We start from the raw sequence: 22,739 nt of genomic DNA, 5'->3' as shown, positions 1-22,739 counted from the left end.
CGTGGCCGACGCGAGACGTCCGATTCGGGGGACTGGACCACCACCTCCCTTCTTCACCCGGTAGGAGCGCGCCATGCGCGCGAAGCCGCGTGACGGCGGGCGGCCGGGCAGCTTCGGTACCAGCGCTAGGACCGACGCCTCGCGGCGCTGCCAAGATTCACGCGGCTTCGCGCGCATGGCGCGCTCCTACACGGCGGCGGGGCAATCAGCCGGGTCAGCCGGTCCCCGTCGGCGTGCGCCGGACCCTCCTCAATCCAGCAGGTGGGCCACGCCTGAGCGCTCTTCTTCCAGCTCAGCCAGGGTCTTGTCGATGTACTTCCGGCTGAAGTCGTCGACCGGCAGGTCCTTGATGATCGTGTACTCCCCGTTTTCGGTGGTCACCGGGAAACCGAACATCACGCCTTCCGGGACTCCATAGCTGCCGTCGGACGGCACGCCCATGGTCACCCACTTGCCGTTCGAACCCGCCACCCAGTCGCGGATGTGGTCGATGGCGGCGTTGGCGGCCGAGGCGGCCGAGGACAGGCCCCGGGCCTCGATGATCGCCGCGCCGCGCTTGCCAACGGTGGGAATGAAGGTATCGGCGTTCCACTCCTGGTCGTTGATGGCCTCGGCAATCGACGCGCCGTCAGCGGTGGCGAAGCGGTAGTCGGGATACATGGTCGGGCTGTGGTTGCCCCACACGATCAGCTTTTCGATGTCGCCTACCGGCTTGCCGAGCTTGCTGGACAGCTGGCTCAGCGCCCGGTTGTGGTCCAGGCGCAGCATGGCGGTGAAGTTCTGCGGCTTCAGGTCCGGGGCGGACTTCATCGCGATGTAGGCGTTGGTATTGGCCGGGTTGCCGACCACCAGCACCTTCACGTCACGCGAAGCCACCTTGTTCAGCGCCGCGCCCTGGGCGGTGAAGATCTTCGCGTTCTCCAGCAGCAGGTCCTTGCGCTCCATGCCCGGGCCGCGCGGACGCGCGCCGACCAGCAGGGCAACGTCGGCGTCCTTGAACGCGACCTCCGGATCATCGGTGCCGACCATGCCGGCCAGCAGCGGGAACGCGCAGTCCTCCAGCTCCATCATCACGCCCTTGAGCGCGGCCTGGGCCTTTTCCATCGGCAGTTCCAGCATCTGCAGGATCACCGGCTGGTCCTTGCCCAACATTTCGCCGGAGGCGATGCGGAACAGCAGGGCGTAGCCGATCTGACCGGCGGCGCCGGTAACGGCAACTCGGACGGGCGTTTTCATGGGCGGTTCCTCTTCATGCATGTTCGTGTGGGGTTGTCGCGGACACCGCTAGTAGACGCGGTAACCCAGCGGGGTCAGCTTTTCATCCAGGATGGCCACGTTGTAGCCACGCACCACATCCTGGCCAATGATGGTCACCGGGACGGCACGGGCGCCAACCGCGCGCATGGCGCGATCGCCCTCTTCCGTGTCCACGTCCAGGATGCGGTAGCGCACATTGGCGCGGGAAAACTCGGCCTGCTGTTTGCGGCAGTATCCGCACCAGTCGGCCGCCAGCATCACGATGCGGTCCCCGCCGGTGCTGTTGCGCGGATCATCGGGGTGCAGCTCTGCCACTCCGGACTCACCGCGAAAGTGCAGGATGCCGCCGATGAGCGCGATCAGTGCCAGGATCCACAGCGCGCGCATCGGCATGCCTCCTGTCAGGCCAGCTCGGCGAAGAATTCGCGGATCCGCTCCAGCCCGGGCGCCAGCTGCGGCGTCGGGCAGGTGTAGCTGATCCGCATGCTGCGCGGCTCGCCGAACGCCGAACCGGGCACGCAGGCCACGGCCTTGGACTCGAGCAGCGCGGTGCAGAAATCAATGTCGTTTTCGATCCGCACGCCGTGGTGCGATTTGCCGAACGCCACGCTGATATCCGGGAATACGTAGAACGCGCCCTGCGGCCGCGGGCAGACCACGCCCGGGATCGCGGCCATGGCGTCGAGCACCTGGTCGCGCTTGGCCTGGAATTCCTCACGCTTGGCATCCGGCACGTCCTGCGGGCCGGACAGCGCCGCGATCGCGGCTGCGGAGACCACCTCGGGCAGGCTGGTGATGTGGTTGGAATTGAGCGTAGCCACGGCTTGGGCCACCACTTCCGGACCGGCCATCAGGCCGACCCGCCAGCCGGGCATGCCCCAGGTCTTGGACAGCGAATCCAGGAAAATCACCCGGTCGCGCAGCTCCGGCCGTGCCTGGACGAAGTTGTGGTAGCCCACACCGTCAAACACCATCCGGTTGTAGATGTCGTCGGTAATCACCCAGGTTTCGGGGTGCTTGACGAGCACATCGGCCAGCGCGGCGATCTCTTCCCGGGTGTAGACCATGCCGGTCGGGTTGGACGGGTTGTTGAACAGGAACACCTTCGGCTTCTGCGCCAGGGCCTCATCCAGCTGCGCCGGAGTGAGCTTGTAATCCTGTTCCGCCGGGCACGGCAGCAGCTGCACCTTGGCATTGACGATCTCGGCAATGTCCAGGTAGCTGGTCCAATACGGGGTCGGGAAGGCAATACCGTCGCCTTCGTCCAGCAGCGCTTCGGCCAGGTTGTGGATCAGGTGCTTGGCGCCGATGCCGGTCGCGCAGTTGGCGCGGGTGTAACCGGTCAGGCCCAGCGCTTCGATATGGCCGAGGAAAGCATCCAACAGCGCATCGGAGCCACGGTTGCTGCCGTACTGGCCGGAGTCGTTGTCCAGCGCGGCATGGGCGGCGGCATACACATGCTCCCCGGGCAGGAAATTCGGCACTCCGATGGAGAAATTGATCACATCGCGGCCTTCCGCCTTCATCCGGTTGGCCTTCTGGGCCACCTGCATGATGGCGCTGGGCCGGGCACGGCCGACGCGCCGGGCGAGCGTGGGCCGGGCAAGCTTGGGCATTGCTGACACTTCGGGCGTGCTCCTGGGACTGGGTAAACGGCGGATTTTAACACGCGGGTCCGGCGTGATCGGGCCTCTACAACAGGCCTGCGGGAGCCAGGCCTGCGGGAGCCGGCAGCACACACTCCGACCCCGCAGGCAGTTGCACGCCGGGGCATCATGCCGGCATGCACTGCGTGGCGCTCAGGCCGCCAGGATCTTGTTCCACTCGGCCACGCGATCGGCCTTGGCGGCCAGCACGGCGTCCGCGTCACCTTCGATCTTCACCGAGGTGATTCCGTCGCCCTGCTTGATGGCATCCACCACATCAAGGCCTTCAACAACCTTGCCAAACACGGTGTGCTTGCCGTCCAGCCAGTCGGTCTTGATGTGGGTGATGAAGAACTGGCTGCCGTTGGTGCTGGGCCCGGCGTTGGCCATCGCCAGCACGCCACGCTCGTGCGGCACGCCGTTGTCGGTTTCGTCTTCAAACCGGTAGCCCGGGCCACCGGTACCGGTACCCTGGGGGCAACCGCCCTGGACCATGAAATCGGCGATGACGCGGTGGAAGTTCAGGCCGTCGTAAAAACCCCGCTTGGCAAGGTTGACGAAGTTGGCGACGGTCAGCGGGGCCTTGTCGGCCAGCAGCTCGATCTTGATCTGGCCGCGGTCGGTATCGAAAAGGGCGTGCAGGGACATGTGGATTTTCCTTGGGGACAGGTGAGGAGGGGTCAAGCAAGCTATAATAACCGGCTAACCCCTGTCCTTTCCCGCGCCTGCCTGCCATGGCACCAGGGTGCGGCCTGCCCGATGCCAAAATCCATGTCAGTCGAACGCCTCCGCAATATCGCCATCGTCGCCCACGTCGACCATGGAAAAACCACCCTCGTCGACCAGCTTCTGCGCAAGTCGGGCACGTTCGATGAACGCACCATCGTCCCCGACCGGGTGATGGACAGCGGCGATATCGAAAAAGAGCGCGGAATCACCATCCTCGCCAAGAACACCGCGATCCGCTGGACCCACCCGGAAACCGGCGAAGTCTGGCGCATCAACATCGTAGACACCCCTGGACACGCCGACTTCGGCGGCGAAGTCGAGCGCGTGCTGTCGATGGTGGACTCGGTGCTGGTGCTGGTGGACGCGATGGACGGGCCGATGCCGCAAACCCGCTTCGTCACCCAGAAGGCATTCGCGATGGGCTTCAAGCCGATCGTGGTGGTGAACAAGGTGGACCGTCCGGGCGCGCGCCCGAGCTGGGTGCTCGACCAGACCTTCGACCTGTTCGATCGCCTCGGCGCCACCGACGACCAGCTGGACTTCCCGGTGATCTACGCCTCCGGCCTGCAGGGCTATGCCGGGCTGGAAGACACCGTGCGCAGCGGCGACATGACCCCGCTGTTCGAAGCGATCACCCTCCACGTTCCGCCGCCGCCGGTGGATCCGCATGGTCCGTTCCAGATGCGGGTGACCACGCTGGACTACAACAGCTACGTGGGCGTGATCGGGGTGGGCCGGATCCAGCGCGGCAAGGTCAAGACCAACCAGCAGGTGACCGTGATCGCCGCCGATGGCAGCACCCGCAACGCCAAGGTGATGCAGGTGCTGGGCTTCATGGGCCTGGAGCGGGTCGAGGTGCAGGAAGCCAGTGCCGGCGACATCATCGCCTTCTCCGGCATCGACAACCTCGGCATCTCCGACACGCTTTGCGACCCTTCCGCAGTGGAGCAGCTGCCGGTACTGGCGGTGGACGAGCCCACCATCTCCATGACCTTCCAGGTCAACGATTCGCCGTTTGCCGGCACCAAGGACCGCTCCGGCGGCAAGTTCCTGACCTCACGCCAGCTGCGCGAACGTCTGATCCGGGAAACCCGGCACAACGTGGCGCTGCGGGTTGAAGATACCGCCGATGCCGACCGTTTCACGGTCTCCGGCCGCGGCGAGCTGCACCTGTCCATCCTGATCGAAACCATGCGTCGCGAAGGCTACGAGCTGGCCGTGTCGCGCCCGGAAGTGATCCTGCGCGAGGTCGACGGGGTGACCGAAGAGCCTTACGAGGCGCTGGTGGCCGACGTGGACGAGCAGCACCAGGGCAACGTGATGGGCCGCCTGGGTGAGCGCAAGGCGGTGCTGCAGAACCTGGAGCCGGACGGCAAGGGCCGCGTGCGAATGGAGTTCATCATCCCCGCGCGTGGGCTGATCGGCTTCCAGACCGAATTCAAGACGATTACCTCGGGCACCGGCATGCTGTTCCATGTGTTTGACCACTACGGGCCGAGGTCCGATGCGGATATCGGCCAGCGCAGCAACGGCGTGCTGATCTCCAATGCCACCGGTCCGTCCCCCGCCTACGCACAGATGGCGATGCAGGAGCGCGGACGGCTGTTCATCGAGCCTGGCGAAGAGATCTACGAGGGCCAGGTGATCGGCATCAACTCCAAGGACAATGACCTGACCGTCAACGCACTGCGCGGCAAACAGCTGACCAACTTCCGCGCCACCGGCAAGGATGATGACGAAGGCCTGGTGCCGCCGATCCGGTTCTCGCTGGAGCAGGCGCTGGAGTTCATCGATGACGATGAGCTGGTGGAAGTCACGCCCAACCAGATCCGCCTGCGCAAGAAGCACCGCACCGAAGTGGACCGCAAGCGCGCCAGCCGCTCGTCCTGACCTGACTTGACCCAGAGCCGGCTTCCGCCGGCTTGGAGCCTGGAGCGGGCGCCCACACAGATTGGACGCCCCTTCTCCCTACCCAGCTCAGGCCGGTGCCGGCGCTCCCAGCGAGGCCTGCTTGCGGCCGATCAGCATCGCCGTTTCCAGCGCCTGTTCGTAGTTCAGCCGCGGGTCGACCGTGGAGCGGTAAGCACGGCTGAGATCCTTATCGGTCAGCTCGCGGGCGCCTCCGGTGCACTCGGTCACGTCTTCGCCGGTCAGTTCCAGATGCACGCCGCCCAGGCGCGTGCCTGCGGCCGCATGGATATCGAACGACTGCTCGATTTCACTGCGGATATTGTGGAAGCGCCGGGTCTTGTACCCGTTGCTGCTGGCTTCGGTATTGCCGTGCATGGGGTCACACACCCACAGCACGCGACGACCGTCACGGCGGATCGCGTCCAGCAGCGGGGGCAGCTTCTCGCCGACATGGGCGGCACCCATGCGATGGATCAGGCTCAGGCGTCCAGGCTCATCATCCGGATTGAGCACATCGATCAGCTTGCGCAGCTGGTCGGCTGTCACCGACGGCCCCACTTTCACAGCTATCGGGTTGCGGATGCCGCGGAAATATTCGATATGGGCGCCGTCAGCTGCACAGGTGCGCATGCCGATCCAGGGGAAATGGGTGCTGAGGTTGAACCAGCCCCATTGACGCGGCACCTGACGGGTCTGCGCCTCCTCGTAGGGCAACAGCAAGGCCTCGTGCGACGTGTAGAAGTCCACCCGCTTCAGCTCGTGGACCTGGGTGCCCACCAGGGTTTCCATGAAACGTACCGAATCGCCCAGGCCATTGACCATGCGCTGGTATTCCTCGGCCAGCGGGGAGTCACCCACCCATTCCAGACCCCAGTATTCGGGATGGTGCAGGTCGGCAAAGCCGCCATCGATGAGCGAACGGATGAAGTTCATGGTCATGGCCGAGCGCGCATGCGCCTTGACCATGCGCCGCGGATCCGGCGTGCGCGCGGCGGCGGTGAAGTCCGGACCGTTGACGATGTCGCCACGGTAGGTCGGCAACACCACCCCATCGCGGGTTTCGGTGTCTGCTGAACGCGGTTTGGCGTATTGACCGGCGAAACGCCCTACCCTCACCACGGGCATGCGCATGCCGTGTACCAGCACCAGACTCATTTGCAGCAGCACCTTGAGCCGGTTGGAAATCACTTCCGAGCTGCAGTCGCTGAAGTTTTCCGCACAGTCGCCGCCCTGCAGCAGGAACCGCCGCCCTTCCTGGGCTTCGGCAAGCTGCTGCTTGAGGCTGAGGATTTCCCAGGAAGTCACCAGAGGCGGCAGCGCAGCCAACTCCCCTTGCACGCCGGCCAGCTCATCCGCATCCGGATACACAGGCAGTTGCAGGGCCGGACGGCCGCGCCAGCTGTCCGGAGTCCATTCGGCGGGCAGGTTCACGGCACGGAGGGAACGTTCTGGTTGGCTCATTGGCAACTACCTGTAGCGGTTCGCCATCATGACAGATTGCTGCAATGCGTCAATTTGAAGCAAGCCTACCGGCTGCGGCTGAAACCCGCATACAGCGCCCATGCTCCCAGCAGCAGGAACCAGGTCAGCGCCCACATTGGCATTGAAAGGCCCAGGAAGGTCCAGTCCACGGCGCCGCAGTCACCGGTGCCGGTGAGCACCCGGCGGATCAGGTGTCCCGTGGACAGGGTCTCGCGCAGAAAATCCAGCGGCGGCCCACAGGCCGGAATCGGCGGTGGGAACAATTGCAGCCACACATGCCGGCCGGAAATCGCAATGCCAACTCCGGCCGCGACCGCAGCCAACAGCGACCAGGCGCGCCGGCCCCAGGGCGCCCCTGGCGCGAAGACCCCGGCAGCCAGCAGCACCACGCCCAGGCCGGCGAACGCCAGGCGCTGGAAAATGCACAGCGGGCACGGATCCAGCCCCCACTGCAGCTGCGAAAAGATCGCGAATCCGATCAGGACGAAACAGATCGCGCCGGCGGCCAGCATCTGGGTGCGGAAACGCGAGCGGGGTGTCTTCATGCTCATTGGCGGGGCCGTTACGGAAGCAGCGCAAGATAGCAAAAACCCCGACGCGCGGGCCGGGGTTTCTGGATTCGATCAGATCACGCGGAACGGATCAGTCGTTGTCGCCGGCAGCATCCGCCTGCGGGCGGTCGACCAGTTCAACGTAGGCCATCGGCGCGTTGTCACCGGCGCGGAAGCCGCACTTGAGGATGCGCAGGTACCCGCCCGGACGCGATCCGTAGCGCGGACCGAGGGTGGTGAACAGGTTGCCCACGGCTTCCTTGTCACGCAGACGCGAGAAGGCCAGACGGCGGTTGGCAACGCTGTCGACCTTGGCCAGGGTGATCAGCGGCTCGGCGACGCGGCGCAGTTCCTTGGCCTTGGGCAGGGTGGTCTTGATCAGTTCGTGCTTGAACAGGGACGCGGCCATGTTCTTGAACATCGCCTGGCGATGGGCGCTGGTGCGGCTGAACTTGCGGCCGGCTTTCTGGTGGCGCATGAGTATGCTTCCTTATTGAGTGCTGGAACGTTGGATTTCGCTGTCGCCTTCCTGGCGTTGGAACATGGACTGCGGATGGTCCTGACCGGCGTCCCTTGCCGGCGTTGGTCGCGGCCTTGGGCCGTCGACGCTGAGTACTACTGCAACTGCACAATCAATTTCGTGGCTGCAATCCATGGCGGTGCTGCAACGGCTCCGGAGAGCCATGCCCAGTCATCCTGACCGGGCGTGCGCAAGCGCGCGAGCCAGTGGTGGCTCGCAAACGCGCTTCCTCAGCCCAGCATGCCGTGGCTGTTGAGCCCCGGCGGCGGCCAGTTCTCAAGCTTCATGCCCAGCGACAGGCCACGCTGCGCCAGCACTTCCTTGATCTCGGTGAGCGACTTCTTGCCCAGGTTCGGGGTCTTGAGCAGCTCCACTTCGGTCTTCTGGATCAGGTCGCCGATGTAGTAGATGCTCTCGGCCTTCAGGCAGTTGGCCGAACGCACGGTCAGTTCCAGATCGTCGATCGGACGCAGCAGCAGCGGATCCACACCGGCCGGCTGCGGCTTGCTCGCGCCGCGGTCACGGTTGGTGAAGTCGCCGAACACCGACAGCTGGTCGGTGAGGATGTCGGCGGCGGTGCGCACGGCTTCCTCGGCGTCGATCGTGCCGTTGGTCTCGATGTCCAGGACCAGCTTGTCCAGGTCGGTGCGCTGCTCGACGCGGGCCGCTTCCACTTCGTACGCCACGCGGCGCACCGGGGAGAACGAGGCGTCCAGCATCAGCCGGCCGATCGTGCGGGTTTCTTCGTCCGGGTGGCGGCGGGCCGCTGCCGGCTGGTAACCGAAACCGCGCTCGACCTTGAGCTGCATGTTGATCGAGGCATCCTTGGTCAGGTTGCAGATCACGTGGTCGGGGTTAAGCACCTCAACGTTGTGATCAACCTTGATGTCACCGGCGGTCACTACGCCCGGGCCCGACTTGCTCAGGCTCAGGGTGGAAGACTCGCCCGTACCCATGCGGATGGCGACATCCTTCAGGTTGAGGAGCACTTCCAGCACGTCTTCCTGCAGGCCTTCGATGGCACTGTACTCGTGCAGCACGCCGTCGATCTCGACCTCGGTGATCGCGAAGCCGGGGATGGACGAAAGCAGCACGCGGCGCAGCGCGTTGCCAAGCGTATGCCCGTAGCCCCGCTCCAACGGTTCGATCACGACCTTGGCGCGATTGCCGTTCAGGCGCTCGATCTGCGGGGCGCGGGGGCGCAGGACCTGGTTGGCGGTAACCGTCATGTTATTGGCTTCTCCTGCAATGACCCACCGGCGGGAACCGGTGGTGATTGCCTTGGCGTTTGCATTTGGGGCCCCCTTGCTTCAAGGAGGCGGCCGATGCGCGAAGCGCACCGGCCTGGTGATGTGGGCGTCTGCATGTGTCTTCGAAGCGAAAAGCCGCGAAGATCAGTCGGCCCTTACTTCGAGTACAGCTCGACGATCAATGCTTCGTTGATGTCGGGCGGCAGATCGCCGCGATCCGGCACCGCCTTGAACACACCGCTGAACTTCTTGGCGTCAACTTCGACCCAGCCCGGCGAGAGATCCATCTGTGCGGAAACGTCCAGCGCTTCCTGCACCCGCATCTGCTTCTGGGCTTTCTCGGTCAGCGCAATCGCGTCGCCTGCCTTCACCTGGAAGGACGGCAGGTTCACGACCTGGCCGTTCACGGTCACGCCGCGGTGCGACACCAGCTGGCGCGCCGACGGACGGGTGACGGCGAAGCCCATGCGGTAGACCACGTTGTCCAGACGGGTTTCCAGCGCCTGCAGCAGGTTCTCGCCGGTGTTGCCCTTCTTGGTCGAAGCCTTCTTGTAGTAATTGCGGAACTGACGCTCCAGCAGGCCATAGATACGCTTGACCTTCTGCTTCTCGCGCAGCTGGGTGGCGTAGTCGGACAGCCTGCTGCGGCGGGCGCCGGTACCGGCACCGTGCTGGCCGGGCTTCTGATCCAGCTTGCACTTGGAGTCAAGCGCGCGGGTCGGGCTCTTCAGACCCAGATCGACGCCTTCGCGACGGGCGAGCTTACAGGTAGGACCGATGTAACGTGCCATTTCTTATCGCTCCCTCAGACGCGGCGCTTTTTCGGCGGACGGCACCCGTTATGCGGGATCGGCGTCACGTCGATGATGTTGGTGATCTTGTACCCGACGTTGTTCAGCGAACGCACGGCGGATTCACGGCCCGGGCCAGGGCCCTTGATGCGCACTTCCAGCGACTTCAGGCCGTAGTCCAGAGCGGCCTTGCCGGCCTTCTCTGCTGCTACCTGTGCCGCAAACGGGGTCGACTTGCGCGAGCCGCGGAAACCCGCGCCTCCCGAAGTCGCCCAGGACAGTGCGTTGCCCTGGCGGTCGGTGATGGTCACGATCGTGTTGTTGAACGATGCGTGTACGTGAGCGACGCCGTCGGTGACGACGCGCTTGATCTTCTTCCGGGTCTTGGCTGCCGGCTTTGCCATGGCTATTCCTTACTTCCTGATCGGCTTGCGCGGGCCCTTGCGGGTACGTGCGTTGGTGCGGGTGCGCTGGCCGCGGAGGGGAAGACCGCGACGATGACGCAGGCCGCGGTAGCTGCCCAGGTCCATCAGACGCTTGATTGACATGCCTACTTCACGGCGAAGGTCACCCTCCACCACGAACTTGCCAACTTCGGCGCGCAGGCGTTCGACTTCAGGCTCGGACAGGTCCACGATACGGGTCGTCTCATCGACGCCAGCCGCAGTGCAGACCTGCCGGGAACGGGTACGGCCAATGCCGTAGATGCTCTGGAGCCCAACCCAGACATGCTTCTGGGCGGGCAAGTTGACGCCAGCAATACGCGCCATTACGCGGTCTCCAAACTGGTTAGTCTGACCGGGCGACACCAAAACGGCACGCATCGGGCAGAGTGAACAAGAAATTGTATCAGGATCTCGGCTCTTCAGGAAGCCCCCGGGATAAAAATCCCGCGGACTCCGGCATGGGGAGTGTGCCCATGCTCCGGCGACGGACCTGCGCTGTGCCAAAAACGGGATCAGAATCCCATTCTGGCCGCCCCACCCACCCAGTGAGGACTGGCGCTGGCCCACCCGTGCGCGAGATCGCCACTCGGGTCGCCCATCAGGATCCGGGCGCTACGTCCCGGGATCCATGCGGCCCTGCGGGGCCGCCTTTGTTTCCGTACTGATCCACCTGTGTGGCCGGCGGACCGCGGCGGGCCGAAGCCCGCCATTGTTCATTGCATCAGCGAAACCTGCTTTCGCCTCAGCGCCTGCCGCCGCCCTTGAGGTTGGCCTTCTTGAGCAGGCTTTCGTACTGGTGCGACATCAGGTGCGCCTGGATCTGGGAGATGAAGTCCATCACCACCACCACCACGATCAGCAGCGAGGTGCCACCGAAGTAGAACGACGCGTTGAGCTCGGTACGCATGAACTCGGGCAGCAGACAAACGATGACCAGATAGGTCGCGCCCGCCGCAGTCAGCCGGGTCAGCACACCGTCCACGTACTCAGCCGTTGCTTTGCCCGGGCGAATACCGGGAATCAGCGCTCCGGACTTCTTCAGGTTGTCGGCGGTTTCCTGGCTGTTGAACACCAGCGCCGTGTAGAAGAAGGTGAAGCCCGCGATCAGCCCGCCGTAAAGCAGGATGTACAGCGGCTGGCCCGGAGACAGCGCCTGCGCCGCCCGCTGCAGCCACAGTGCCGAACCCGCCTGGCCGAACCAGGTGGACACGGTCGCCGGGAACATGATCATCGACGAAGCAAAAATCGCCGGAATCACGCCCGCCATGTTGAGCTTCAGCGGAAGGAACGAGGTCTGGTTCTGATAGGCGTTCCGCCCACCCTGACGTCGTGCGTAGTTGACTGTGATCCTGCGCTGGCCGCGTTCGACAAACACCACGAAGAAGGTGAAGGCCATCACGATCGCCGCGATCATGATCACCGCGATCGGGCTCATGTCGCCGTTGCGGGCCTGCTCCAGCGTGGTGAAGATCGCACCAGGCAGCCCGGCCACGATGCCGGCGAAGATAATCAGCGATACACCGTTGCCGATGCCCCGCTCGGTCACCTGCTCACCCAGCCACACCAGGAACATGGTGCCTGCGGTCAGCGCCACGATGGCAGTCAGCACAAAGCCCATACCCGGCGCGTAGACCACGTTCAGCCCCGCGCCGGCACCCGAGCTCTGCAGCGCCACCGCGATGCCCGCGGACTGGAAGATCGCCAGCGGGATCGCACCAAGGCGCGACCACTGGGTGATCTTGCGACGGCCCGATTCGCCCTCACGCTGGATCGCCTTCAGGCTCGGCACGATCTGCACCATCAACTGCATGACGATCGAGGCCGAGATGTAGGGAATCACGTTCAGTGCGAACAGGCTGAAGCGCTCCAGGGCGCCACCGGAGAACATGTTGAACATGTCCACGATGGTGCCCTGCTGCTGCTCCATCAGGCGCAGCATTGCGTCCGGGTTGACGCCCGGCACCGGGATATAGCACCCGATGCGGTACACCAGCAGCGCACCGGCCACGAACAGCAGACGCTGCCGCAGCTCGGTGAACTTGCCCAGGCCTGCGCCCAGGCCACCCATGGCGCCAGCGCTACGCGACATCAGGCTTCCTCAATGCTGCCGCCGGCGGCTTCGATAGCCGCGCGGGCACCGGCCGTGGCCAGCACGCCCTTGAGCACGAGCTTCTTCGTCACTTCGCCCTTCTTCACGATCTTGGCGCGCTTGGCCGTCGACGGCACCAGCTTCGCGGCGCGCAGCGCCTTGAAGTCGATGTCGCCTTCCAGCTTCTCCAGCTGGTACAGGAAGACTTCAGCGGTGTCACCGGCGATCCGCGAGCGGAAGCCGACCTTCGGCAGACGCTTGCGAAGCGGCATCTGGCCGCCTTCGAAGCCCGCCTTGATCTTGCCCTTGCCCGAGCGCGCGAACGTGCCCTTGTGACCACGGCCGGCAGTCTTGCCCAGGCCGGAGCCGATACCACGACCGACGCGCGTGCGTTCGGTGCGGGCGCCCTCTGCGGGCTTCATAGTGTTCAGTCGCATTGTCGATTACTCCTCGACCCGGACCAGATACTGGACCTTGTTGATCAGGCCCCGCACCTGCGGGCTGTCCTTCAGTTCACGGACGTCGTTGATCTTGCTCAGACCCAGCGCACGCACCGACAGGCGGTGACGTCCCTGGGTGCCCTGCAGGCCCTTGACCAGGCGCACCTTGACGGTGCCGCCGGTGGTTTCCTTCTTAGCCATGCTGAAGTTCCTCCACCTTCTTGCCGCGCTTGGCAGCGATCTTGCCGGGCGAGTGCATCGACTGCAGGCCCTTGATCGTGGCGCGCACCAGGTTGATCGGGTTACGCGAGCCGACCGCCTTGGCCAGCACGTCCTTCACGCCAACCGCCTCGAGCACGGCGCGCATCGCACCGCCGGCGATCACGCCGGTACCTTCGGAAGCCGGCTTCATGAACACGCGGGCCGCACCGTGATTGGCGTTGACCGTATGCCACAGGGTGCCGCCATTGAGTTCGATGTTGCTCATGCCCTTGCGGGCGGCTTCCATCGACTTCTGGATCGCCAGCGGCACTTCACGGGCCTTGCCGTAGCCGAAGCCGATCCGGCCTTCGCCGTCGCCCACAACCGTCAGCGCGGTGAAGGTAAACTGGCGACCGCCCTTGACGGTCTTTGCGACGCGGTTGACCGTGATCAGCTTCTCGATCATTCCGTCGTCCATTTCCTCGCGATCGCGACGATTACGGTCGCGGCCGCGCGGTGAGCGTTCTTCTGCCATCTTTCTTTTGCCTTTGTCAGTATCGGGAATGTACGGCTGGTGCCGCTTGTTGTTGGGTGCTGGTGCCGTGTTCCGTTTCGCCGCACAGAAGGCGACGGACGTCCGGTGCATGTCCGCACCGGCGGATGAGCCAAGGCCCGGTCGGCGCGGAGTCCCGCGCTTTTCCAGTGGCAACCCGGCCCGGTACAACCGGGCCGGGGAATTGCGAACCCGCGATAATACGCCAACCAGGGCCGGGGTGACAGCCCTCAAGTGGCGGGAGCGGACTCCCGCCAGGGTATTTCACGGATCAGAACTGCAGACCACCTTCGCGTGCGGCATCTGCCAGGGCCTTGACGCGGCCGTGGTAGCGGTATCCCGAGCGGTCGAACGCGACCTTCTCGATACCGGCAGCCTTCGCCTTTTCAGCGATGACCTTGCCCACTTTGGTAGCGGCTTCAATGTTGTTCAGGCCCTTCAGGCCCTCACGCACGTCGGCCTGGGTGGTGCTGGCGGCAGCCAGCACCTTGGAGCCGTCGGAGGTGAACACCTGGGCGTACAGGTGCTGGCCGGTGCGCAGCACCGACAGGCGCGGCACCTCGAGTTCGCGGATGCGCGAGCGCGTGGAGCGGGCGCGACGCAGGCGAGCTTTATTCTTGTCCATAGCTGTGTCTTCTCAGTTGGAAGCGGATCGGCGCGGATGGTGTCCGCTTAAGCCTTCTTGGCTTCCTTGCGGATGATTTGTTCACCGGCGTACTTCACGCCCTTGCCCTTGTAGGGCTCCGGCGGACGGTATCCACGGATCTTGGCGGCAACCTGGCCCACCTGCTGCTTGTCGGCACCGGCAACCAGGACCTCGGTCTGGGTTGGCGTGGTGATCGTGATCCCTTCCGGAATCGGGAACAGCACCGGATGGGAAAAGCCCAGGGTCAGGTTCAGATCCTTGCCCTGCACCGCGGCCCGGTAACCCACGCCGACCAGCTCGAGCTTGCGCTCAAAGCCTTCCGACACGCCGTGCACCATGTTGCCCAGGATCGAGCGGATGGTGCCGGTAATGGCCATGTGCTGAGGCTCGACCGGGGCGAGCACGATGTTGCCGTCCTCGATCTTGATATCGATGCCTTCCGGACGCGCCAGGGAGAGGGAACCCTTCGGGCCCTTCACAGTGAACGAGTCGTCCTGGATGGTCAGGTCAACGCCCTTGGGCAGCGGAATCGGCTTCTTGGCAATACGGGACATTCTTTTTTCTCCGTCAGGCCACGAAGCACAGGACTTCACCGCCGACGCCCTGCTGGCGCGCCTGCGCATCGGTCATGATGCCCCTGGAGGTTGAAATGATGGCGATACCCAGCCCGTTGAGCACCTTCGGCAGATCGTCCTTGCCGCGGTACTGGCGCAGGCCGGACCGCGAGAAACGCTGCATCTGCTCGATGACCGGCTGGCCTTCGTAATACTTCAGTTCGACTTCAAGGTCGGCCTTCGGGCCGGTCTCGATCACGCGCCAATCAGTGATGTAGCCCTCGTCTTTGAGGACCTTGGCGATGGCCACCTTCATCTTGGAAGAGGGCATCTTCACCGCCGGCTTGCCAACCGCTGCCGCATTGCGCATGCGGGTCAGCATGTCGGCGATTGGATCAGTCATGCTCATATCAGTTTACCTGCATCGATATCCGTAAGGATTTTGATTGTTTACCAGGACGCCTTGCGCAGACCCGGTACGTCGCCACGCATGGTGGCCTCGCGCAGCTTGTTGCGGCCGAGGCCGAACTTGCTGTACACCGAACGCGGCCGGCCGGTCAGGGCGCAGCGGCTGGTCTGGCGGGACGGAGACGAATCGCGCGGCAGCTTCTGCAGCTTGGCCACGGCGTCCATCTTCACGTCGTAGTCGGAGGTCGGGCTGGAGATGATCTTCTTCAGCTCTTCGCGCTTGGCGGCATATTTCTCTGCCAGCTTCGCCCGCTTGACCTCGCGGTTGACCATTGATTTCTTTGCCATAGTTGAATCTCTTCCTCAGCGGAACGGGAAGCGGAAGGCCTCGAGCAGGGCCTTGGCCTCCTCGTTGGTCTTCGCGGTGGTGGTGATGGCGATATCCATGCCGCGGACCGCATCAACCTGGTCGAAGTCGATCTCCGGGAAGATGATCTGCTCCTTCACACCCATGTTGAAGTTGCCACGTCCGTCGAACGAACGCGCCGACACACCGCGGAAGTCGCGAACGCGCGGCAACGACACGTTGATCAGGCGGTCCAGGAACTCGTACATCCGCCGGCGACGCAGGGTCACCTTGCAGCCGATCGGCCAGCCGTCACGGATCTTGAACGAGGCCACGGACACGCGCGACTTGGTCACGATCGGCTTCTGGCCGGACACCTTGGCCATGTCGGCGGTTGCGTTTTCCAGCACCTTCTTGTTGGTAGCAGCCTCGCCCACGCCCATGTTGAGCGTGATCTTGGATACCTTCGGAACCTGCATCGGATTGGTGTAGCCGAACTGCTCCATGAGCTTCGGCATCACTTCTTCCTTGTAGAACTTTTCCAGACGGCTCATTTATTCATTCCTCAAGCGTCGAGCGCTTCACCACTGGAGCGGAACACCCGAATCCGGCGTCCATCCTCCAGCACCTTGATACCAATGCGCTCGCCCTTGCCGGTAGCAGGGTTGAACGGCATCACATTGGACACGTTGATCGGCGCTTCGCGCTCGATGATCCCGCCAGGCTGTCCAGCCTGGGGATTGGGCTTGGTGTGGCGCTTGACGATGTTGATGTTCGACACGGTCACCCGATCGCCGTCCACGCGCACTACGTCGCCGCGCTTACCCTTGTCCTTGCCGGCGGTCACGATGACGTGGTCGCCCTTCTTGATACGGTTGATAGCCATTATTCCTGTCCTCCGCTCACAGCACTTCAGGCGCGAGCGAGACGATCTTCATGAACTTCTCGGAGCGCAGCTCGCGCGTCACCGGCCCGAAGATGCGGGTGCCGATCGGCTCATGCTTGGCGTTCAGCAGCACCGCGGCATTGCCATCGAAGCGGATCAGCGAACCGTCGGCACGGCGCACGCCCTTGCGGGTACGCACCACGACGGCGTTGTACACCTCGCCTTTCTTCACGCGGCCGCGCGGAATGGCGTCCTTGACCGACACCTTGATGATGTCGCCAATCGCGGCGTAACGGCGCTTGGAGCCGCCGAGCACCTTGATGCACATCACTTCCTTGGCGCCGGAGTTGTCGGCCACGTCGAGGTGGCTTTCTGTCTGGATCATGTCAGCGCTCCTTCCTTACTCGGCCGCGCGCGAGACGATCTCGACCACGCGCCAGTTCTTGGTCTTGGACATCGGCGCGATCTCCACCACGCGGACGGTATCGCCCTCGTTGCAGGAGTTCTCGGCGTCGTGGGCGTGCAGCTTGGTCGAGCGGCGGATGTACTTGCCGTACAGCGCGTGCTTGACCTGGCGCTCGACCAGTACGGTCACGGTCTTGTCCATCTTGTTGCTGACCACCCGGCCTTCAACCGTGCGCAGCTTTTTTTCGGCCTGCTTCATATCGGTAACGTTCTCGTTCATCGTCGGCCTTCCTTACTTCCGCGTGCCAGATTCGATCTGGCCAAGCAGAGTGTTGACGCGCGCGATGTCGCGGCGGACCCGGCGGGCCTCGTGGGTCTTGTCCAGCTGGCCGGTGGCCTTCTGCATGCGCAGCGAGAACTGTTCCTTGTGCAGCTCCACCAGGTGGGTCTGCAGGTCCTCAGCCGACTTTTCTCGCAGTTCGTTGATGGTTGCCATATCAGCGCACCGTCCGGGTCACGAATTGGGTGGTGACCGAAAGCTTGGCAGCGGCCAGGCGGAACGCCTCGCGCGCGGTTGCCTCATCAACGCCTTCGATCTCGTAGATCATGCGGCCGGGCTGGATCTGGGCTACCCAGTACTCCACGTTGCCCTTGCCCGAGCCCATGCGCACTTCGATCGGCTTCTTGGTCATCGGCTTGTCGGGGAACACCCGGATCCACATCTTTCCGCCACGCTTCACGTGACGGCTGATCGAGCGGCGGCCGGCTTCAATCTGGCGCGCGGTGATCTGCCCGGTCTGGGTGGCCTTGAGGCCGAATTCGCCGAAGCTCACTAGGTTGCCGTTCCACGACAGGCCAGCGTTACGGCCCTTGTGCGTCTTGCGGTATTTGGTTCGCTTGGGTTGCAGCATGATTAGTCCCTCGCCTGCCGATCACGACGCGGACCGCGCGGGCGCTCGTTGCGCTCGCCACGATCGCCGCGCGGCGAATCGTCCTGCTTTTCCTGGCCCACCTGGCTGAAATCGAAGATCTCGCCCTTGTAGACCCATACCTTGATGCCGATGATCCCGTAAGTGGTGCTCGCTTCGGCAAAACCGTAGTCGATGTCCGCACGCAGGGTGTGCAGCGGCACGCGACCTTCGCGGTACCACTCCGAGCGCGCGATTTCGGCGCCGTTGAGGCGGCCTGCAACGTTGACCCGGATACCCAGGGCACCGAGGCGCATGGCGTTGCCCACGGCCCGACGCATTGCGCGGCGGAACATGATGCGGCGCTCGAGCTGCTGGGCGATCGACTCTGCCACCAGCTGCGCATCCAGTTCAGGCTTGCGCACTTCGGTGACGTTGATGTGCGCCGGAACGCCCATCATGTCGCTCACTTCCTTGCGCAGGCGGTCGATGTCCTCACCGCGCTTGCCAATCACCACGCCCGGACGGGCGGTGTGGATGGTGACGCGGGCGGTCTTGGCCGGGCGCTCGATCAGGATCTTGCTGATACCGGCCTGCGACAGCTTCTTGCGCAGCATCTCGCGAACCTTCAGGTCAGCGGTCAGATAGCCTGCGAATTCCTTTTTGTCGGCGTACCACTTGGAGTTCCAATCCTTGGAAACCCCGAGGCGAAAGCCGGTCGGATGAACCTTATTACCCATGTTTACTTGCCCTTTCCGGTCGCGTCGCCCACCACCACGGTGATGTGGCTGGTGCGCTTGAGGATGCGGGTGCCGCGGCCCTTGGCGCGCGCCATGAAACGCTTCAGCGTCGGACCCTCATCCACCATGATCCGGGTCACCGACAGTTCGTCCACGTCGGCGCCCAGGTTGTTCTCGGCGTTGGCGATCGCCGACTCCACCACCTTGCGGATCAGGTGTGCGGCTTTCTTGTCAGAGAACCTGAGCAGGCCGACGGCACGCTCGGCCGACAGCCCACGCACCTGGTCCGCGACCAGGCGGGCTTTCTGTGCGGAGATGCGCACGCTGCGCAATACAGCTTTGGCTTCCATTGTCATCTCCTTACCTGGACTTCCGATCGCCGCCGTGACCCTTGAACGTCCGGGTCAATGCGAATTCGCCGAGCTTGTGTCCAACCATGTTTTCGTTGATCAGCACCGGAATGTGATTGCGTCCGTTGTGCACGGCAATCGTGTATCCCACCATTTCCGGCAGGATCATCGACCGGCGCGACCAGGTCTTGATCGGTCGCTTGGTGGTGCCTGCGGCCTCCACCTTCTTGACGAGGTGGTGGTCGACGAAAGGACCTTTCTTAAGTGAACGTGCCATGATCGATCAGCTCCTGCGGTCGCGCACAATGAACTTCTGGGTGCGCTTGTTGTGACGCGTCTTGTAACCCTTCGTGGGTACGCCCCAAGGCGTGACCGGATGCGGGTTGCCCTGCCCGGCCTTGCCCTCACCACCACCGTGCGGATGGTCGACCGGGTTCATGGCCGCGCCGCGCACGCCCGGCTTGATGCCGCGCCAGCGGTTGGCACCGGCCTTGCCCAGCTTCTGCAGGTTGTGTTCGACGTTGCCGACTTCACCGATGGTCGCCCGGCACTCGGACGGCACGCGGCGGGTCTCGCCCGAACGCAGGCGCAGTGTGGCGTAGGCTCCCTCACGGGCAACCAGCTGCACGCCGGCGCCGGCAGCGCGGGCCATCTGCGCACCCTTGCCCGGCTTCATTTCGATGCAGTGCACCGTGGAGCCGACCGGGATGTTGCGCAGCGGCAGGCTGTTGCCGGTCTTGATCGGGGCATCGGAGCCCGCAATGACCTGGTCGCCTGCCTTCAGGCCCTTGGGGGCGATGATGTAACGGCGCTCACCGTCGACGTAGCACAGCAGGGCGATGTGGGCGGTGCGGTTGGGATCGTATTCGATCCGTTCCACGCGCGCCGGAATGCCTTCCTTGTTGCGCTTGAAGTCGATGATGCGGTAGTGCTGCTTGTGCCCGCCACCCATGTGGCGCGTGGTGGTGCGGCCGTGGTGGTTACGACCACCGGTACGGCTCTGCTTTTCCAGCAGCGGCGCATAGGGGTCGCCCTTGTGCAGCTCGGGCGAGACCACGCGGACCGCGGAACGGCGGCCTGGGGATGTGGGCTTGAATTTCATCAATGGCATGGGACTGAATCCTGTTTGAGTGGAGACCTGACTGGATCAGGGCTCCGTCAGACCTTGGCCGTCATCACGTCGATCGACTGGCCCTCGGCCAGCTTCACGTACGCCTTGCGCCAGTCGCCGCGGCGGCCGGTACGAAAGCGGAAGGACTTGTTCTTGCCCTTCACGTTGACCACGTTCACCGCTTCGACCTTGACGTCGAACAGCTTCTCGACGGCGGTCTTGATATCGGCCTTGGTCGCGTCCTTCGCGACTTCGAACGCATACTGGTTGGAGACTTCCTGCAGGCGCGCGGTCTTTTCGGACACGCGCGGCGCACGGATGACTTCGTAGAGTTTCGCCTCGTTCATGCCAGCCACTCCTCGATCTTCTTCACCGCGTCGGTGGTGACCAGCACGGTATCGGCGGACACCAGGGCAACCGGGTCCAGACCCTGCACGTCACGCACTTCCACGTAGGGCAGGTTGCGCGCGGACAGGTACAGGTTTTCCGAAGCCTCTTCGGTCACGATCAGCGGACGCTTGCCCACCTCGGCTTCCTTCAGCTTGGCAACCAGGCCGCTGCTCTTGGGCGAGTCGATATCGAACGACTCGACCACCCGCAGGCGGCCCTGGCGGTTGAGCTCGCTCAGGATGGCGGCGATGGCCGCACGGTACATCTTGCGGTTGACCTTCTCGCCGAAGCTGCGCGGCTTGGCCGCGAAGGTCGCGCCACCGCCGCGGAAGATCGGAGCGGTCAACGCGCCGTGACGTGCACCGCCACCCTTCTGCTTCTTGGACTTCTTGGTGGTGCCTGCCACTTCCGAGCGCGTCTTCTGCGCCTTGGTGCCGGCACGGCCGGCGTTGCGGTAGGCAACAACGACCTGGTGGACCAGGTCCTCGCTGAATTCACGGCCGAATACGGCGTCGGAGACCGACAGCGTCTGGCTGCTGTTGTCGATGGCAAGTTCCATCATGCTGCTCCTTGACCCTTGCTGGTGGGACGCACGATCACGTCACCGCCCGGCGCACCCGGTACCGCGCCCTTGACCGCGATCAGGCCGCGCTCGGCGTCGACCCTGACCACTTCCAGGCCCTGCGTGCTCTGGCGCACGTCGCCCATGTGACCGGCCATCTTCTTGCCCGGGAACACACGACCCGGCGACTGGCGCTGACCCAGCGAACCCGGGGTCCGGTGCGCCAGCGAGTTGCCGTGGGTGGCGTCACCCATGCTGAAGTTCCAGCGCTTGATCGTGCCCTGGAAGCCCTTGCCCTTGGTCACGCCCTGGACGTCGACCTTCTGGCCGACCTGGAAGATGTCGGCCTTGACCTCGCCGCCAACGGCCAGCTCGCCCAGGTCATCCACGCGCAGCTCCCACAGACCGCGGCCTGCTTCCACCTTGGCCTTGGCCAGGTGGCCGGATTCCGGCTTGTTGATGAGGGAGGCACGCTTGTGCCCGGCGGTGACCTGCACCGCGGTGTAGCCGTCGGCGTCGACGGTTTTCACCTGGGTAATACGGTTCGGGGTGGCTTCGATCAGGGTCACCGGAATGGACTGGCCATCTTCGGTGAACACCCGGCTCATGCCCGCCTTGCGACCGACGATTCCCAGCGAATATCTCTTCGCAGTCATTTCGTTAGCCTCAGGTCAGCTTGATCTGGACGTCGACGCCGGCCGCGAGCTCGAGCTTCATCAGCGCGTCCACGGTCTTGTCATTGGGGTCGACGATGTCGAGCACGCGCTTGTGCGTGCGGGTTTCATACTGGTCGCGCGCGTCCTTGTTGACGTGCGGCGAGGTCAGGATGGTGTAGCGCTCGATCCTGGTCGGCAGCGGGATGGGCCCGCGCACCTGCGCGCCGGTACGCCGCGCCGTTTCCACGATCTCGCTGGCCGAGCGGTCGATCAGACGATGATCGAAAGCCTTGAGCCGGATCCGGATCTTTTGGTCCGCCATGAGACGAAATTCCTTGGTTGAAAGAGCGTCGGGCCCTGCGGCTGGGTGCGCAGGACCCCGTTAAAATCAAAGACTTTCCGAGCCAATGCCGCCAGTCCGGAAGTATCCTTCGGAGAAAACAGAGGCAGGCCGGTTGCCGCCCTGCCCAAACAGGGAACTGCAAGCGTGACAACGCGCCCCTGCCGTAATGTTCCGAAAATCCTTCGGAACGACCGGGGCCCTGCCGCGCGACATTTCCATGTCTGGCGAAAACGAGGTGCTTCCTGCGCCTCCTTTCGCTGTATCACGGGCCCGATGAAGCTGAGTCCGTGAGCAAGCTGACCATTATGGAGCATTGGAATCTGGAGCGCAAGCCCTTTTTCCGTTTTGCCCCCAGGCGGGCGGAACGGCCCGAAGACCCGACTGCCCGACCTGAAAAGCCCGTGCGCCAAAGGCGCACGGGCCAAACCATTACTTGTTGATCTTGGCCACCACGCCGGCGCCGACCGTGCGGCCGCCTTCGCGGATTGCAAAGCGCAGGCCTTCGTCCATCGCCACCGGGTTGATCAGCTCAACGTCCATCTTCACGTTGTCGCCCGGCATCACCATC

At 64.1% G+C, this 22,739-nt stretch carries 35 protein-coding genes; 1 reads left to right on the top strand and 34 read right to left on the bottom strand.

Features of this window, described 5'->3' with window-relative positions; all coding sequences use genetic code 11:
• Positions 1 to 249: 249 nt before the first annotated feature.
• From ACW7G2_RS13715 to ACW7G2_RS13700, 4 genes are all read right to left on the bottom strand, one after another.
• The gene (locus ACW7G2_RS13715) at positions 250 to 1,236 is read right to left on the bottom strand and encodes a malate dehydrogenase (RefSeq protein ID WP_456976729.1); all 987 of its coding nucleotides are present in this window, start codon (positions 1,234 to 1,236) and stop codon (positions 250 to 252) included.
• A 48-nt stretch (positions 1,237 to 1,284) separates the two neighbouring features.
• Positions 1,285 to 1,644, bottom strand: coding sequence for a glutaredoxin family protein (locus tag ACW7G2_RS13710; RefSeq protein WP_456976727.1), 360 nt, complete (start codon positions 1,642 to 1,644; stop codon positions 1,285 to 1,287).
• A gap of 14 nt (positions 1,645 to 1,658) precedes the next feature.
• Positions 1,659 to 2,873: a pyridoxal phosphate-dependent aminotransferase gene (locus tag ACW7G2_RS13705; RefSeq protein WP_456976725.1), complete on the bottom strand. Its 1,215-nt coding sequence runs from the start codon at positions 2,871 to 2,873 to the stop codon at positions 1,659 to 1,661.
• 183 nt (positions 2,874 to 3,056) lie between these two features.
• Positions 3,057 to 3,551, bottom strand: a complete 495-nt coding sequence (locus tag ACW7G2_RS13700; protein ID WP_456976723.1) for a peptidylprolyl isomerase — start codon at positions 3,549 to 3,551, stop codon at positions 3,057 to 3,059.
• Between the two features lie 123 nt (positions 3,552 to 3,674).
• Here ACW7G2_RS13700 and typA point away from each other — a divergent pair, with 123 nt between their 5' ends.
• Positions 3,675 to 5,522: a translational GTPase TypA gene (gene typA, locus ACW7G2_RS13695; protein WP_456976721.1), complete on the top strand. Its 1,848-nt coding sequence runs from the start codon at positions 3,675 to 3,677 to the stop codon at positions 5,520 to 5,522.
• An 87-nt stretch (positions 5,523 to 5,609) separates the two neighbouring features.
• Here typA and ACW7G2_RS13690 read toward each other — a convergent pair whose 3' ends face one another.
• The 30 genes from ACW7G2_RS13690 to ACW7G2_RS13545 form a co-directional block, all read right to left on the bottom strand.
• A complete protein-coding gene (locus ACW7G2_RS13690; protein ID WP_456976719.1) occupies positions 5,610 to 7,004 on the bottom strand; it encodes a class II 3-deoxy-7-phosphoheptulonate synthase in 1,395 nt (464 codons plus the stop codon).
• A gap of 65 nt (positions 7,005 to 7,069) precedes the next feature.
• Positions 7,070 to 7,570 carry a disulfide bond formation protein B gene (locus tag ACW7G2_RS13685; RefSeq protein WP_456976717.1) on the bottom strand — a complete coding sequence of 167 codons (501 nt, stop codon included), beginning with the start codon at positions 7,568 to 7,570 and terminating at the stop codon, positions 7,070 to 7,072.
• Positions 7,571 to 7,667: 97 nt separating this feature from the next.
• Positions 7,668 to 8,054 carry a 50S ribosomal protein L17 gene (gene rplQ, locus ACW7G2_RS13680; protein ID WP_456976715.1) on the bottom strand — a complete coding sequence of 129 codons (387 nt, stop codon included), beginning with the start codon at positions 8,052 to 8,054 and terminating at the stop codon, positions 7,668 to 7,670.
• 272 nt (positions 8,055 to 8,326) lie between these two features.
• Positions 8,327 to 9,325 (bottom strand): DNA-directed RNA polymerase subunit alpha, encoded by a 999-nt coding sequence (locus ACW7G2_RS13675; RefSeq protein ID WP_456976713.1) that lies wholly within the window; start codon positions 9,323 to 9,325, stop codon positions 8,327 to 8,329.
• A gap of 176 nt (positions 9,326 to 9,501) precedes the next feature.
• Positions 9,502 to 10,137, bottom strand: a complete 636-nt coding sequence (gene rpsD, locus ACW7G2_RS13670) for a 30S ribosomal protein S4 (protein WP_456976711.1) — start codon at positions 10,135 to 10,137, stop codon at positions 9,502 to 9,504.
• A gap of 14 nt (positions 10,138 to 10,151) precedes the next feature.
• A complete protein-coding gene (gene rpsK, locus ACW7G2_RS13665; RefSeq protein WP_456976709.1) occupies positions 10,152 to 10,541 on the bottom strand; it encodes a 30S ribosomal protein S11 in 390 nt (129 codons plus the stop codon).
• A gap of 9 nt (positions 10,542 to 10,550) precedes the next feature.
• A complete protein-coding gene (rpsM, locus tag ACW7G2_RS13660; RefSeq protein ID WP_456976707.1) occupies positions 10,551 to 10,907 on the bottom strand; it encodes a 30S ribosomal protein S13 in 357 nt (118 codons plus the stop codon).
• Positions 10,908 to 11,325: 418 nt separating this feature from the next.
• Positions 11,326 to 12,651: a preprotein translocase subunit SecY gene (gene secY / locus ACW7G2_RS13655; protein WP_456976737.1), complete on the bottom strand. Its 1,326-nt coding sequence runs from the start codon at positions 12,649 to 12,651 to the stop codon at positions 11,326 to 11,328.
• Positions 12,652 to 12,671: 20 nt separating this feature from the next.
• Complete coding sequence (gene rplO, locus ACW7G2_RS13650) at positions 12,672 to 13,109, bottom strand: 50S ribosomal protein L15 (RefSeq protein ID WP_456976706.1); 438 nt, start codon at positions 13,107 to 13,109, stop codon at positions 12,672 to 12,674.
• A gap of 6 nt (positions 13,110 to 13,115) precedes the next feature.
• Positions 13,116 to 13,313 (bottom strand): 50S ribosomal protein L30, encoded by a 198-nt coding sequence (gene rpmD, locus ACW7G2_RS13645; protein ID WP_456976704.1) that lies wholly within the window; start codon positions 13,311 to 13,313, stop codon positions 13,116 to 13,118.
• A complete protein-coding gene (gene rpsE / locus ACW7G2_RS13640; RefSeq protein ID WP_456976735.1) occupies positions 13,306 to 13,848 on the bottom strand; it encodes a 30S ribosomal protein S5 in 543 nt (180 codons plus the stop codon). Before rpsE ends, rpmD begins: the two co-directional genes overlap by 8 nt.
• Before the next feature lie 289 nt (positions 13,849 to 14,137).
• Positions 14,138 to 14,491, bottom strand: a complete 354-nt coding sequence (gene rplR, locus ACW7G2_RS13635) for a 50S ribosomal protein L18 (protein WP_456976702.1) — start codon at positions 14,489 to 14,491, stop codon at positions 14,138 to 14,140.
• A 47-nt stretch (positions 14,492 to 14,538) separates the two neighbouring features.
• Positions 14,539 to 15,066 (bottom strand): 50S ribosomal protein L6, encoded by a 528-nt coding sequence (gene rplF, locus ACW7G2_RS13630; RefSeq protein WP_456976700.1) that lies wholly within the window; start codon positions 15,064 to 15,066, stop codon positions 14,539 to 14,541.
• A gap of 13 nt (positions 15,067 to 15,079) precedes the next feature.
• The gene (rpsH, locus tag ACW7G2_RS13625) at positions 15,080 to 15,475 is read right to left on the bottom strand and encodes a 30S ribosomal protein S8 (RefSeq protein ID WP_456976698.1); all 396 of its coding nucleotides are present in this window, start codon (positions 15,473 to 15,475) and stop codon (positions 15,080 to 15,082) included.
• Between the two features lie 41 nt (positions 15,476 to 15,516).
• The gene (gene rpsN, locus ACW7G2_RS13620) at positions 15,517 to 15,822 is read right to left on the bottom strand and encodes a 30S ribosomal protein S14 (RefSeq protein ID WP_456976696.1); all 306 of its coding nucleotides are present in this window, start codon (positions 15,820 to 15,822) and stop codon (positions 15,517 to 15,519) included.
• 15 nt (positions 15,823 to 15,837) lie between these two features.
• The gene (gene rplE / locus ACW7G2_RS13615) at positions 15,838 to 16,374 is read right to left on the bottom strand and encodes a 50S ribosomal protein L5 (protein WP_456976694.1); all 537 of its coding nucleotides are present in this window, start codon (positions 16,372 to 16,374) and stop codon (positions 15,838 to 15,840) included.
• An 11-nt stretch (positions 16,375 to 16,385) separates the two neighbouring features.
• Positions 16,386 to 16,706, bottom strand: coding sequence for a 50S ribosomal protein L24 (gene rplX / locus ACW7G2_RS13610; RefSeq protein WP_343258317.1), 321 nt, complete (start codon positions 16,704 to 16,706; stop codon positions 16,386 to 16,388).
• A 16-nt stretch (positions 16,707 to 16,722) separates the two neighbouring features.
• A complete protein-coding gene (rplN, locus tag ACW7G2_RS13605; RefSeq protein ID WP_456976691.1) occupies positions 16,723 to 17,091 on the bottom strand; it encodes a 50S ribosomal protein L14 in 369 nt (122 codons plus the stop codon).
• Between the two features lie 15 nt (positions 17,092 to 17,106).
• The gene (rpsQ, locus tag ACW7G2_RS13600; protein WP_343258348.1) at positions 17,107 to 17,370 is read right to left on the bottom strand and encodes a 30S ribosomal protein S17; all 264 of its coding nucleotides are present in this window, start codon (positions 17,368 to 17,370) and stop codon (positions 17,107 to 17,109) included.
• A gap of 33 nt (positions 17,371 to 17,403) precedes the next feature.
• Positions 17,404 to 17,607 (bottom strand): 50S ribosomal protein L29, encoded by a 204-nt coding sequence (gene rpmC, locus ACW7G2_RS13595; protein ID WP_456976689.1) that lies wholly within the window; start codon positions 17,605 to 17,607, stop codon positions 17,404 to 17,406.
• Position 17,608: 1 nt separating this feature from the next.
• Positions 17,609 to 18,022 carry a 50S ribosomal protein L16 gene (gene rplP, locus ACW7G2_RS13590; protein WP_456976687.1) on the bottom strand — a complete coding sequence of 138 codons (414 nt, stop codon included), beginning with the start codon at positions 18,020 to 18,022 and terminating at the stop codon, positions 17,609 to 17,611.
• Between the two features lie 2 nt (positions 18,023 to 18,024).
• On the bottom strand, positions 18,025 to 18,759 hold the full coding sequence (rpsC, locus tag ACW7G2_RS13585) for a 30S ribosomal protein S3 (protein WP_456976685.1): 735 nt from the start codon (positions 18,757 to 18,759) through the stop codon (positions 18,025 to 18,027).
• Between the two features lie 2 nt (positions 18,760 to 18,761).
• Positions 18,762 to 19,109, bottom strand: coding sequence for a 50S ribosomal protein L22 (rplV, locus tag ACW7G2_RS13580; protein WP_456976683.1), 348 nt, complete (start codon positions 19,107 to 19,109; stop codon positions 18,762 to 18,764).
• A 10-nt stretch (positions 19,110 to 19,119) separates the two neighbouring features.
• Positions 19,120 to 19,386: a 30S ribosomal protein S19 gene (rpsS, locus tag ACW7G2_RS13575; protein WP_456976681.1), complete on the bottom strand. Its 267-nt coding sequence runs from the start codon at positions 19,384 to 19,386 to the stop codon at positions 19,120 to 19,122.
• A gap of 6 nt (positions 19,387 to 19,392) precedes the next feature.
• On the bottom strand, positions 19,393 to 20,220 hold the full coding sequence (gene rplB / locus ACW7G2_RS13570; RefSeq protein ID WP_456976679.1) for a 50S ribosomal protein L2: 828 nt from the start codon (positions 20,218 to 20,220) through the stop codon (positions 19,393 to 19,395).
• Between the two features lie 47 nt (positions 20,221 to 20,267).
• The gene (gene rplW / locus ACW7G2_RS13565; RefSeq protein WP_456976677.1) at positions 20,268 to 20,567 is read right to left on the bottom strand and encodes a 50S ribosomal protein L23; all 300 of its coding nucleotides are present in this window, start codon (positions 20,565 to 20,567) and stop codon (positions 20,268 to 20,270) included.
• Positions 20,564 to 21,169: a 50S ribosomal protein L4 gene (gene rplD / locus ACW7G2_RS13560; protein WP_456976733.1), complete on the bottom strand. Its 606-nt coding sequence runs from the start codon at positions 21,167 to 21,169 to the stop codon at positions 20,564 to 20,566. Before rplD ends, rplW begins: the two co-directional genes overlap by 4 nt.
• Positions 21,169 to 21,828, bottom strand: a complete 660-nt coding sequence (rplC, locus tag ACW7G2_RS13555) for a 50S ribosomal protein L3 (protein WP_456976675.1) — start codon at positions 21,826 to 21,828, stop codon at positions 21,169 to 21,171. Before rplC ends, rplD begins: the two co-directional genes overlap by 1 nt.
• 10 nt (positions 21,829 to 21,838) lie before the next feature.
• Complete coding sequence (gene rpsJ / locus ACW7G2_RS13550) at positions 21,839 to 22,150, bottom strand: 30S ribosomal protein S10 (protein ID WP_343258327.1); 312 nt, start codon at positions 22,148 to 22,150, stop codon at positions 21,839 to 21,841.
• 450 nt (positions 22,151 to 22,600) lie between these two features.
• Positions 22,601 to 22,739 (bottom strand): EF-Tu C-terminal domain-related protein (locus ACW7G2_RS13545; RefSeq protein ID WP_456976731.1); only part of this gene is annotated, 139 nt, incomplete at its 5' end.

Source organism: Luteimonas sp. A277 (assembly GCF_054052045.1).
Note: the sequence above shows the minus strand (reverse complement) of the source record. Positions and strands in the feature narration are given on the sequence as shown.

Excerpts from the sequence above, each read along its gene's own strand:
- rpsK (WP_456976709.1), bottom strand. The coding sequence starts at position 10,541 with ATGGCAAAGCCGGCAGCCAAGACCCGGAAGAAGATCAAGCGCGTCGTC.
- rplV (WP_456976683.1), bottom strand. The coding sequence starts at position 19,109 with ATGGAAGCCAAAGCTGTATTGCGCAGCGTGCGCATCTCCGCACAGAAA.
- rplP (WP_456976687.1), bottom strand. The coding sequence starts at position 18,022 with ATGCTGCAACCCAAGCGAACCAAATACCGCAAGACGCACAAGGGCCGT.
- ACW7G2_RS13700 (WP_456976723.1), bottom strand. The coding sequence starts at position 3,551 with ATGTCCCTGCACGCCCTTTTCGATACCGACCGCGGCCAGATCAAGATC.
- rplN (WP_456976691.1), bottom strand. The coding sequence starts at position 17,091 with ATGATCCAGACAGAAAGCCACCTCGACGTGGCCGACAACTCCGGCGCC.
- rpmD (WP_456976704.1), bottom strand. The coding sequence starts at position 13,313 with ATGGCTAAGAAGGAAACCACCGGCGGCACCGTCAAGGTGCGCCTGGTC.
- rplO (WP_456976706.1), bottom strand. The coding sequence starts at position 13,109 with ATGCGACTGAACACTATGAAGCCCGCAGAGGGCGCCCGCACCGAACGC.
- ACW7G2_RS13715 (WP_456976729.1), bottom strand. The coding sequence starts at position 1,236 with ATGAAAACGCCCGTCCGAGTTGCCGTTACCGGCGCCGCCGGTCAGATC.
- rpsS (WP_456976681.1), bottom strand. The coding sequence starts at position 19,386 with ATGGCACGTTCACTTAAGAAAGGTCCTTTCGTCGACCACCACCTCGTC.
- rpsM (WP_456976707.1), bottom strand. The coding sequence starts at position 10,907 with ATGGCGCGTATTGCTGGCGTCAACTTGCCCGCCCAGAAGCATGTCTGG.
- secY (WP_456976737.1), bottom strand. The coding sequence starts at position 12,651 with ATGGGTGGCCTGGGCGCAGGCCTGGGCAAGTTCACCGAGCTGCGGCAG.
- rpsE (WP_456976735.1), bottom strand. The coding sequence starts at position 13,848 with ATGGCAGAAGAACGCTCACCGCGCGGCCGCGACCGTAATCGTCGCGAT.
- ACW7G2_RS13675 (WP_456976713.1), bottom strand. The coding sequence starts at position 9,325 with ATGACGGTTACCGCCAACCAGGTCCTGCGCCCCCGCGCCCCGCAGATC.
- rplC (WP_456976675.1), bottom strand. The coding sequence starts at position 21,828 with ATGACTGCGAAGAGATATTCGCTGGGAATCGTCGGTCGCAAGGCGGGC.
- ACW7G2_RS13705 (WP_456976725.1), bottom strand. The coding sequence starts at position 2,873 with ATGCCCAAGCTTGCCCGGCCCACGCTCGCCCGGCGCGTCGGCCGTGCC.
- ACW7G2_RS13685 (WP_456976717.1), bottom strand. The coding sequence starts at position 7,570 with ATGAAGACACCCCGCTCGCGTTTCCGCACCCAGATGCTGGCCGCCGGC.
- rplB (WP_456976679.1), bottom strand. The coding sequence starts at position 20,220 with ATGCCATTGATGAAATTCAAGCCCACATCCCCAGGCCGCCGTTCCGCG.
- rplW (WP_456976677.1), bottom strand. The coding sequence starts at position 20,567 with ATGAACGAGGCGAAACTCTACGAAGTCATCCGTGCGCCGCGCGTGTCC.
- rplQ (WP_456976715.1), bottom strand. The coding sequence starts at position 8,054 with ATGCGCCACCAGAAAGCCGGCCGCAAGTTCAGCCGCACCAGCGCCCAT.
- rpsC (WP_456976685.1), bottom strand. The coding sequence starts at position 18,759 with ATGGGTAATAAGGTTCATCCGACCGGCTTTCGCCTCGGGGTTTCCAAG.
- rpsD (WP_456976711.1), bottom strand. The coding sequence starts at position 10,137 with ATGGCACGTTACATCGGTCCTACCTGTAAGCTCGCCCGTCGCGAAGGC.
- rplF (WP_456976700.1), bottom strand. The coding sequence starts at position 15,066 with ATGTCCCGTATTGCCAAGAAGCCGATTCCGCTGCCCAAGGGCGTTGAC.
- ACW7G2_RS13710 (WP_456976727.1), bottom strand. The coding sequence starts at position 1,644 with ATGCGCGCGCTGTGGATCCTGGCACTGATCGCGCTCATCGGCGGCATC.
- ACW7G2_RS13690 (WP_456976719.1), bottom strand. The coding sequence starts at position 7,004 with ATGAGCCAACCAGAACGTTCCCTCCGTGCCGTGAACCTGCCCGCCGAA.
- typA (WP_456976721.1), top strand. The coding sequence starts at position 3,675 with ATGTCAGTCGAACGCCTCCGCAATATCGCCATCGTCGCCCACGTCGAC.
- rplR (WP_456976702.1), bottom strand. The coding sequence starts at position 14,491 with ATGGACAAGAATAAAGCTCGCCTGCGTCGCGCCCGCTCCACGCGCTCG.
- rpsQ (WP_343258348.1), bottom strand. The coding sequence starts at position 17,370 with ATGAAGCAGGCCGAAAAAAAGCTGCGCACGGTTGAAGGCCGGGTGGTC.
- rpsJ (WP_343258327.1), bottom strand. The coding sequence starts at position 22,150 with ATGGCGGACCAAAAGATCCGGATCCGGCTCAAGGCTTTCGATCATCGT.
- rpsN (WP_456976696.1), bottom strand. The coding sequence starts at position 15,822 with ATGGCAAAGAAATCAATGGTCAACCGCGAGGTCAAGCGGGCGAAGCTG.
- rplE (WP_456976694.1), bottom strand. The coding sequence starts at position 16,374 with ATGAGCCGTCTGGAAAAGTTCTACAAGGAAGAAGTGATGCCGAAGCTC.
- rplD (WP_456976733.1), bottom strand. The coding sequence starts at position 21,169 with ATGGAACTTGCCATCGACAACAGCAGCCAGACGCTGTCGGTCTCCGAC.
- rpsH (WP_456976698.1), bottom strand. The coding sequence starts at position 15,475 with ATGAGCATGACTGATCCAATCGCCGACATGCTGACCCGCATGCGCAAT.
- rpmC (WP_456976689.1), bottom strand. The coding sequence starts at position 17,607 with ATGGCAACCATCAACGAACTGCGAGAAAAGTCGGCTGAGGACCTGCAG.
- rplX (WP_343258317.1), bottom strand. The coding sequence starts at position 16,706 with ATGGCTATCAACCGTATCAAGAAGGGCGACCACGTCATCGTGACCGCC.